The following is an 8,841-nucleotide window of genomic DNA, read 5'->3' on the forward strand; positions in this document are numbered from 1 at the left end:
ATGTGGGGACCCTGCCCAATCCGATACTGCCATGATCCCTCCCCCAAGTCACTCAGCGAGAGTGAATCAGAGAAATGTAACATCCGCAACTGTAGTATTAGGACGCATACCTAATACGGACACCGACAGACGCAATCCCGAAAGCGGTGCGCCAGACCGCAGGCGCTGTGCATGTCGTTTTCGGAAGTGACCTTCGGCCCGGAACGGCCTAATCCGTCGATATGACCTCCGAACCTGACTCTCCCGTGGCGCGCGGAATCACGCTGATCTGCATTGGTGTATTTGCCATTTCGATCAATGACATGCTGATCAAGATGCTGTCCGGGGGTTATCCACTGCACCAGATCGTCTTTACGCGCACGGCAATCGGGGTCATCTTTTCGGCGATCATGCTGCAGCGCGAAGGGGGCATTGCCCTTTTACGCACCAACCGCCCCGGGCTGCATGTCCTGCGCGGATTGACCATCGTCGCCGCAAACATGACCTTCTTCGCCTCGCTCGCGGTCCTGCCTCTGGGCCTGACGACGGCACTCTTCTTTGTCGGGCCGCTCTTCATCACGCTGTTCAGCTTTCTCTTCCTCGGTGAAAAAGTCGGACCTCTGCGTCTGGGGGCCATCGTCTTCGGCTTCATGGGCGTGATCGTCATGCAGGAGCCCTGGACCAGCGGATCGGTCTATGGTCCGCCATGGCTCTTCGCCCTGCCGGTGATCGCCGCCGCGCTTTATGCAGCCATGGCGGTGATGACCCGGGCCTTGGGGGTCAAGAGTTCGGCAGCGGCGCTCACAATCTACAACCAGTTGATGTTTCTCGTGGTCTCATCGCTCTTTTTCCTGATCCTCGGTGACGGAAAGGCCGATCCCGGCCCGGATGCGCCCAGCCTGCATTTCCTGCTGCGGGCGTGGATCTGGCCCGCGACACAGGACTGGCCGTTCTTCGTGCTGACAGGACTGTGCAACGGGATCATCGCCTATTGCATCACCGCCGCCTATCGCATGGCCCCGTCGGCCAGCATCGCGCCCTTCGAATACATAGGGCTGCCTTTGGCGATTTTCTGGGGCTGGCTGATCTTTGCGGAATGGCCCACCCCGGCGATCTGGGCAGGGTGCGCCATGATCCTCGGCGCGGGCCTCTTCGTGTTTCTCCGCGAGCGTCAGAAGGGCAAGGTGATCTTGCCCAAGCGTCCCGGCAGCCATGTCCCCTGACACGGCAGCCGGGAAGTGGTGTCTCAGGCGCCGCGCACCGTGTCGATCATCAGCTGGACGTTCTCGGGATCCGCATCCGGCGTGATCCCGTGACCAAGGTTGAAGATATGCGGCCCGTTCTTGAGAGCATCCACAACCTTGCGGGTCTCGGTCACAAGCGCGTCGCCACCTGTCACCATGTGATGCGAGGCAAGGTTGCCCTGCACGCAGCCACCCGGCTGCACATGCTCGGCCACCCATTCTGGCGTGACGCTGTCATCGACGGCAACACAATCCGCACCGGTTGCCGCATGGAACCCGATATACCCGTCGCCCGCCTGACGCGGGAAGGCGATCACGGGAATGCCCGGATGACGGCGCTTGATCTCTTCGGTGATGACCTTGGCGGGGTATTTGGCATACCGCTCGAAATCGTCGCCCTTGAGCGATCCGGCCCAGCTGTCGAAGATCTTGACCACTTCGGCGCCGGCGTCGATCTGCGCCGACAGATAATCGATGGTGCTTTCGGTCAGCCGCTCCAGGATCGCCTCGAACAGCGCGCGGTTTTCTTGCTTGAGCGCATGCGCCGGCCCCTGGTCGGGCGTGCCGCGTCCTGCGATCATGTAGGTGGCCACCGTCCACGGCGCCCCCGCAAACCCGATCAGCGTGGTTTCCTCGGGCAATTCGCGGCGCAGGATGCGTACGGTCTCGTAGACCGGGTTCAGCGTGTCATGGATCATCTCGCCGTGGCCCAGCTTGTCGAACTCGGCCTGCGTGGTGATCGTCGAAAGGCGAGGGCCTTCGCCTGTCACAAACCAAAGATCCGCGCCCAGCGCCTGCGGCAGAAGCAGAATGTCGGCAAAGAGGATCGCCGCATCGAACCCGTAGCGGCGGATGGGCTGCAACGTGACCTCGGCCGCCAATTCCGAATTGTAGCAGAGCGACAGGAAATCCCCGGCCTGCGCGCGTGTCGCGCGATATTCGGGCAGGTAACGGCCAGCCTGACGCATCATCCAGATCGGCGGGTTCGGAAGAGTTTCGCCCGCGAGGGCACGAAGGATGGTTTTTGTCTGGCTCATCAGGTCTTTCCTTGTCTATTGCTCTCGGATCAACCTTAGAAACACATATGTCAAGACAAGCATGGTTGTCAGGACAAGTTTACACGCATAAAGATCGATTCATGACGATTGACCTGCCCACACCCGACCAACCCCTGAACATCGGCACGCGCGGATCTCCGCTGGCTCTGGCTCAGGCCTACGAAACCCGCGAACGCCTGTCGAAGGCGTTTGATCTGCCATTCGAAGCGTTCAACATCGTGGTCATAAAGACGACCGGGGATGACCGCACGCTGATCGACGCGGACCGCCCGCTCAAGGAGATCGGCAACAAGGGCCTCTTCACCAAGGAAATCGAAGAAGCGATGCTCGAAGGCCGCATCGACATCGCCGTGCATTCGATGAAGGACATGCCCGTGGCACAGCCCGAAGGGTTGATGCTCGATTGCTACCTGCCGCGCGAAGATGTCCGTGACGCGTTCATCTCCCATCACGTAACCCGCATCGCCGACCTTCCCGCCAGCGCGATCGTCGGCACGTCTTCTCTGCGCCGCCGCGCCCAGCTGATGAACCGGCGCCCCGATCTGAACGTCGTGGAATTCCGTGGCAACCTGCAGACCCGTCTGAAGAAACTCGAAGATGGCGTGGCCTCCTGCACCTTCCTCGCGATGGCCGGTCTCAACCGCCTCAAGATGGACGAGGTCCCGAAGACGGCTATCGAAACCGACGACATGCTGCCCGCCGTGGCGCAGGGTGCCATCGGCATCGAACGTCGGGTGAACGACGACCGCGCGGCACAGATGCTGGCTGCGATCCATGACACGCCCACTGGCCAACGACTCGCCGCCGAACGTGCCTTCCTGGCCACGCTGGACGGGTCCTGCGAAACACCGATTGCCGGACTTGCGGAACTGAGTGGAAGCACGCTGCGTCTGCGCGGCGAGGTTCTCCGCCCCGACGGCTCCGAGGCTCATGCCGACGAGATCAGCGGCCCGATCGAAGATGGCGTACAAATGGGCCAGAGCCTGGCCCGCACGCTTCTTGATCGCGCGGGACCCGGCTTTTTCGACTGGCACGCCAAATAAGGCGCGTGCCGGTCACTCCGGCACGGCAAACGTCAAAGACGCCCAGAGACTTTCCCAGACCGGATCCTTTTCGGCCTGCGCCTGCAGCGGTCTGAGCACGACTGCATCGGCGAGGTAGGCATAACCCGGCTGAACTGGCAGGGTCACGCGCCCTTCGGCATCCGTGCGATGCAACGTGACCTCCACGTCGCCTTCAGGCGGACGGGCGAACAGTTCGACCTGCGCATCGGCGCGGGGTTCGCCTTCGTAGAGAACCCGGATCGGCAATCCGTCTGTCAGATCATCAGTGTAAGGATTGGCTTCGGCGACGATCTCGGTCAGCAGGCCCACTTCGGCATCGCTCCCGGCGGCGTCGCCCACAGCGATCAGGCTTTTGGCATAGCGGCTATACAGTTCAACAAAACCAGTCTCGGGCAGGCCCCGGTCCCGATGTGCGTCCAGCACACCTTCAAAATCCTTGTGCTCGACGAAATTCACGAACTTCTGCCAGTCATTGTAGGTCAGCGTGTAGTCTCGCGTCTGGTGAATGATCACGCACAGCCCGTCTGACGGCGCAGCCACGTTCAAGGCCGGACGATCCCCTGCCCGACCGGGCACAGGCACAAGGCCGTCATCGCAGCGCATGTCGAACCGGGTGAAATTCCGCTCGAGATAGGATTGCTCGGCCCCCGCGAAATGTTCGCCGACCCGCAGCGTCGCCACCAGCGTACCACCCGAGGGCACCTCGTACGCGACGGGATTGATCCAGAATTCATGCGCCGACACCATCAGGGGAGCGGCCATCAGCGCAAGTGCTGCAACGGGCAATCCATGTCTCATGCGTTCCTGACCACTCTTGCTTCGATCTCCCGCGCGAATTGCGACATGCGTTTCTTGAACCTCTTGTTGATATTGGATCGAGCCAATTTGAAAGACTGCACCAGAAGGCGCGCCGACAGCGTTTTCGGAAACATCTTGAAGACAACCGAAACCCGCGTCCGATTCGGGGACAGCGGCACGAGCTCGATCAGCGTATTGGTCTCAAGACCGCCTGAAGCCCCGCCGAACTGCACCATGTTTGGCGCATCGTAAGCGTCCAGCGTGATCTTCGCTGTGCGGTCCTTGCCGCGAAACTTGAACTGGGCTTCCCAGCCCTCACCAAGTGTCGGTGCCCCCCCCCGGAACTGCCGCCGAACATCGATGCCCCGGCGCAGGGCCTGCCGCTCCAGCGCGTCGAACGCCGTCAATTCCTCGAACACATGCTCGATCGGCGCGGCCACATCTTCGGTCCCAGTTACTTGCATCTGCTCGCCCCCGTATGATGCATTTTCTCTTAAAGTTGCGTCATTCCAGCGTATCGGCAAGCCAGTTGCGCAATAAAAAATGTGCGATGGCTCCCTTACGCGCGGGCAGGAGACCCTCGCGCAGACCAGCCAGCGCATCCATCACCTCTTCCCGACTGACCCAGAGCGCATCCTCGATCTCGTTGGGATCGATGGTGATCCGGTCACTTGTCGCAATTCCGTGGCAACCGAACATGAGCGAGGCTGGAAACGGCCAAGGCTGGCTCGACAGATACCGGACATCACCCACTTGGACACCGGCCTCTTCCCAGACCTCGCGACGCACCGCGGCCTCGATTGTCTCGCCGGGTTCGACGAAACCCGCAAGGCAGGAATACATGCCCTCGGGCCAACCGGGCGAACGCCCGAGAAGGACCTTGTTGCCATGAGTGATCAACATGATCACGACAGGGTCCGTCCTGGGAAAATGGCTCGCGCCACAGGATTGGCACACACGCTGCCACCCCGCCTGCGTCACGTCGCTGGGCGCGCCGCACCTGGCACAGAACCCATGCGTGTCGTGCCAGCCAAGAATGGCCTTCGCAGTGGCGGCCAGTTCCGCATCCCTCGCGCTCAGGGCCGTCATGATGTTGCGCAGCTCGGCAAAGCCATGATCCTCGGGAAGCGATGGATGCGTCTGTATGCTCCGGTCGATGAACGCGCCCACCTCACTGACATCCGAGGCGGGCTCCCAGGCGGACAGGTCATGCGCGAACCGCGCCGCGCCGTCTTCCCGTCCCAACAGGATCGGTGCAGCGCGCGCCTCGGACAGAATCGGATGCGTCAACGGCAGGCGCGCGAGGGCGCACGTGGTCTCCGTTCGGACGACCAAAGGCTTGCCCTTCCAGATCAGGGTTGTCCGCGAGGCCGGGTCCTGCACTGCCGCGGCGAGGGCCGGAATGTCGCCTCTCAGGTCGGCCGCCCGATCCAGCCCGGATCCTCCAAATGTCACCTGTTCCGCGTTGCGCATCGCCCCTGCCCCCTCGTCTGCCGGTCCCAAGCGATTGCCACGCGGCGCGGCAAAGAACAATGCACTGCACGGAATTTGGTAGGTGGACCGGGTTGCAATCCGTCATCGGCTCGACTATCTGACGGTTGAGAGGTTGGCGCGGGCGAGCACCTCGCCAACCCGGTCAGGTCCGGAAGGAAGCAGCCGTAACGAGCCACGCTTGGGTCGTTGTCCAGCCTCTCACCTCACTCCCCTTTCGCGTGTCGCATGAACGTGGCGGGTTCCCGTTTCGCCGCTTTCGCCCAGGCCATTTGCTCCGGCGTTTCGATCGCGCATGGGCGGACGGCACGCAACCGTTCCAATGCATCGTCGGGCGCCTCACCAAGTTCTGCCATCAGGCGCAGGGCGACCATGCCCGATCTGCCGCACCCGCCCCGGCAATGCACCAGAATGCGCCCGCCCCCCATCAACGCCCGCCGCGCATTTGCGCTGACCTCTGGCCAGGCCTCTTCGAAGGCGTCGTCCGGAACGCCGAAATCCGGGATCGGAAGATGCTCCCACCGACAGCCAGCATCCACCAGATCATGCCACAACCCGGACGCGCCCGCCGCAACCAGTTCGATCTCACTGACCAGCGAAATCACGATTGCCGGTTTCCATTCGATCAGGTGCTGCACATCCCCGGCATAATCGCCCTCGCCGCCGGGGATCGGCGAAATGGCAAGGATTCCCTGACCGACGGAAAGGGCGTAGACGATCATCTCAAAGCCTTTGCGCCCGGAATGTATCGCAACTGCGAATGTCGCCACTGTCATATCCGGTTGCAAACCAGCGGGACCGCTGCTCCGAGGTGCCATGGGTAAACGTGTGCGGTTGCGGCACGCGGCCAGCCTGCGCCTGCAGATGGTCGTCGCCAATCATTCGCGCCGCATTCAACGCCTCTTCGAGATCGCCCGGCTCGAGCAGCCCGTCCACAGACCGTGCCCAGACACCGGACAAACAATCCGCCTGCAGTTCAAGCCGGACCGTCAACGCATTGGCCTGTGCCTCGCCCACCGCCTGCCGCCGCTCGTTCACCTGCCCGAGGATACCCAGCTCGTTCTGCACGTGATGCGCGACCTCATGCGCAATCACATAAGCCGCCGCGAAATCGCCCCGCGCGCCCAGTTGGCGCGACAGCGTCGCAAAAAACGCCGTGTCGAGATAGGCTTTCGCGTCGGCCGGGCAGTAGAACGGTCCGGTGGCCCCGCTGGCATTGCCGCACGGCGATGCCGTCACCCCGGAATAAAGCACCAGCACCGGCGGGTCGTAGGGTCGTCCCACCTGCGACGGAAAGATCTCGCCCCAGACCGTCTCCGTGGTCGCCAGAACGCGCGAGGTGAATTCCGCCGCACGCTCCTCTTCAGCGCTGAGCTCTCTCGGGGCCGAGGCAGGCTGCGCTGCCTGCTGCAAGAGCGGGGTCACATCGATGCCCGCAAAATACCCGATGGCCAGCACCACCAAAAGGCCGACCCCGCCGATCCCGGCCCGGCCCCCACCAGATCTGCGGCGACGGTCTTCGATGTTGCGACTGCCCCGCACTCCTCTCAGACGCATATGATCCCCCCGGTCAATTCCGGGACCATGATACACATGCCGTCAGGACGGGATAGCCCTTCGTCAGTCGGCGCTGCGGATCACCTTGGCCAGGGCCGAGAAGATCTGATTGTTGGCACAGAGGATGGTGCCATCCTCAAGCGGCTTTTGCCCCGGGCGCACACCTTCGACAAACGCCCCTGCTTCGGAGGCGATCAACATCCCTGCCGCCAGATCGGTGATCGCGCCCTCGCGCTGCCAGAAGCCGTCGAACCGCCCGGCGGCCACATAGGCCAGATCGAGCGCCGATGATCCAGACGCGCGCATCCCCGAACATTCCGGCATCACCCGCGCCAGATCCTTGAGCGTGGCCGGCAGCGTCCGCTTCACGCTGAACGGAACCGCATGGCCCAGCACCGCCTCGACCAGCTTGGTCCGGCTCGACACGCGCAGACGCTTGTTGTCGTTGAGCCACGCACCCTGCCCCTTTTCGGCATAGAACATCTCGTCCTTGGCCGGGTCGAACACCACCGCCGATGCGATCTGCCCCTTGTGTTCCAGCGCGATCGTCACCGCGAAATGCGGTTGGCCGTGCAGGAAATTGGCAGCCCCTTCCAGCGGGTTCACGATCCAGCGCCGGGTCGGGTCTTCGCCCGCAACCTCGCCCGAGGGCTCGACATAGCCATATGTCCCACGCGCGCCGGTCAGATCATCCCGCAGAGACGCCCCTGCCGCCGTCGCTGCGCGCGCAACGAACTCACCGGCATTGGTGGCCGAGGTCTGCAGATTCTCGACCTCGCGGAAATCCTTGGTGAGCGACCGCGCCGCCTTGCGGGCGGCCTTGATCATGATGTTGAGATTGGCGCTGCCCTGCATCATGGGCCTCCGGCTGTTCGGGATCAGACCGGGCGTATAAGCGGGACAGCCCGCAATGCCAAGAGCCTGCTGGGCGATGACGGCGTTTCACGTCACTGCGAGATATGTATCACCCTCCTTCTTTCCGTGGCGATCCCTGCCATGTTTGACCCAGAGTTGTTGACAAAGGATGAACGCCGATGCACCGCCGCACATTTTCCGCCCTTGCCCTCGCCACCCCCGCGCTCTGGCTTGCCCGCCCTGCGCTGGCCCGCGAACCCGAGATCTACCAGGAAGGCGGCATCGCCATCGACGGCTCTGACCCGGTGGGTTATTTCACCACGAACGGCCCCGTCGCGGGCGGCGATGTGACCGTGCAATACAAGGACGCCACCTGGCGCTTTGCCGATCAGGCCTCCGCCGACGCCTTCGCCGCCAACCCCACCGCTTACGCGCCCGCCTTCGGAGGCTACTGCGCCTTCGCCGCCTCCCGCGGCTACCTTGCGCCGACAACCCCCGAGGCCTGGACGATCTACGAAGACCGCCTCTACCTCAACGCCAACCTCCGCGCCCGCGAATTGTGGCTCGAGGACGTGCCGGGCAACATCGCCAAGGGCGAAGCGAACTGGCCGGGGATTTTGGGGTGAGTATTACAAATCTGCAGCACCAATCTAAGTCGATTGGCGCCGCAAACTGTACTGATTGCCCGTTCGAGCGCCTTCTAGGGTCAGGATGCATTGATTTTCGCACCGCTGCGTGATTCACGGCTCGGAAAACGGAGCGGTGACATGAGCGACCTTTACTGGCTGACCGATG

At 62.8% G+C, this 8,841-nt stretch carries 10 protein-coding genes and 1 other RNA gene; 4 read left to right on the forward strand and 7 right to left on the reverse strand.

Annotation, left to right across the window (positions count from 1 at the left end; translation table 11 throughout):
• Positions 1–221 precede the first annotated feature (221 nt).
• Entirely contained in the window at positions 222–1,202 is a 981-nt protein-coding gene (locus MRY75_RS07025) for a DMT family transporter (protein ID WP_292306424.1), read from the forward strand.
• 23 nt (positions 1,203–1,225) lie between these two features.
• Here MRY75_RS07025 and hemE read toward each other — a convergent pair whose 3' ends face one another.
• Positions 1,226–2,260 (reverse strand): uroporphyrinogen decarboxylase, encoded by a 1,035-nt coding sequence (gene hemE, locus MRY75_RS07030; protein ID WP_292306425.1) that lies wholly within the window; start codon positions 2,258–2,260, stop codon positions 1,226–1,228.
• 101 nt (positions 2,261–2,361) lie between these two features.
• Between hemE and hemC the strand changes: the two genes are divergently transcribed.
• Positions 2,362–3,324: a hydroxymethylbilane synthase gene (gene hemC, locus MRY75_RS07035; RefSeq protein WP_292306426.1), complete on the forward strand. Its 963-nt coding sequence runs from the start codon at positions 2,362–2,364 to the stop codon at positions 3,322–3,324.
• Positions 3,325–3,336: 12 nt separating this feature from the next.
• On the opposite strand, the gene MRY75_RS07040 is transcribed toward hemC, so the two are convergent.
• The 3 genes from MRY75_RS07040 to nudC are packed head-to-tail and all read right to left on the reverse strand — an operon-like array spanning position 3,337 to position 5,616.
• The gene (locus MRY75_RS07040) at positions 3,337–4,143 is read right to left on the reverse strand and encodes a DUF4198 domain-containing protein (protein ID WP_292306427.1); all 807 of its coding nucleotides are present in this window, start codon (positions 4,141–4,143) and stop codon (positions 3,337–3,339) included.
• Positions 4,140–4,667 (reverse strand): SRPBCC family protein, encoded by a 528-nt coding sequence (locus MRY75_RS07045; RefSeq protein ID WP_292306428.1) that lies wholly within the window; start codon positions 4,665–4,667, stop codon positions 4,140–4,142. Before MRY75_RS07045 ends, MRY75_RS07040 begins: the two co-directional genes overlap by 4 nt.
• Positions 4,648–5,616 carry an NAD(+) diphosphatase gene (gene nudC / locus MRY75_RS07050; protein ID WP_292306429.1) on the reverse strand — a complete coding sequence of 323 codons (969 nt, stop codon included), beginning with the start codon at positions 5,614–5,616 and terminating at the stop codon, positions 4,648–4,650. Before nudC ends, MRY75_RS07045 begins: the two co-directional genes overlap by 20 nt.
• A gap of 126 nt (positions 5,617–5,742) precedes the next feature.
• Here nudC and ffs point away from each other — a divergent pair.
• Positions 5,743–5,841: signal recognition particle sRNA small type (gene ffs, locus MRY75_RS07055), an RNA gene on the forward strand.
• On the opposite strand, the gene MRY75_RS07060 is transcribed toward ffs, so the two are convergent.
• The 3 genes from MRY75_RS07060 to MRY75_RS07070 form a co-directional block, all read right to left on the reverse strand.
• Positions 5,841–6,356, reverse strand: a complete 516-nt coding sequence (locus MRY75_RS07060; RefSeq protein WP_292306430.1) for a protein-tyrosine phosphatase family protein — start codon at positions 6,354–6,356, stop codon at positions 5,841–5,843. The two genes, ffs and MRY75_RS07060, sit on opposite strands and share 1 nt — an antisense overlap.
• A 1-nt stretch (position 6,357) precedes the next feature.
• Entirely contained in the window at positions 6,358–7,191 is an 834-nt protein-coding gene (locus tag MRY75_RS07065) for a neutral zinc metallopeptidase (RefSeq protein ID WP_292306431.1), read from the reverse strand.
• 63 nt (positions 7,192–7,254) lie between these two features.
• On the reverse strand, positions 7,255–8,046 hold the full coding sequence (locus MRY75_RS07070) for an inositol monophosphatase family protein (RefSeq protein WP_292306433.1): 792 nt from the start codon (positions 8,044–8,046) through the stop codon (positions 7,255–7,257).
• Between the two features lie 179 nt (positions 8,047–8,225).
• On the opposite strand from MRY75_RS07070, the gene MRY75_RS07075 reads away from it, so the two are divergent.
• Positions 8,226–8,672, forward strand: coding sequence for a YHS domain-containing (seleno)protein (locus tag MRY75_RS07075; RefSeq protein WP_292306432.1), 447 nt, complete (start codon positions 8,226–8,228; stop codon positions 8,670–8,672).
• Positions 8,673–8,841: the final 169 nt, after the last annotated feature.

Source organism: Marivita sp. (assembly GCF_022763305.1).
Classification (GTDB): domain Bacteria; phylum Pseudomonadota; class Alphaproteobacteria; order Rhodobacterales; family Rhodobacteraceae; genus Marivita.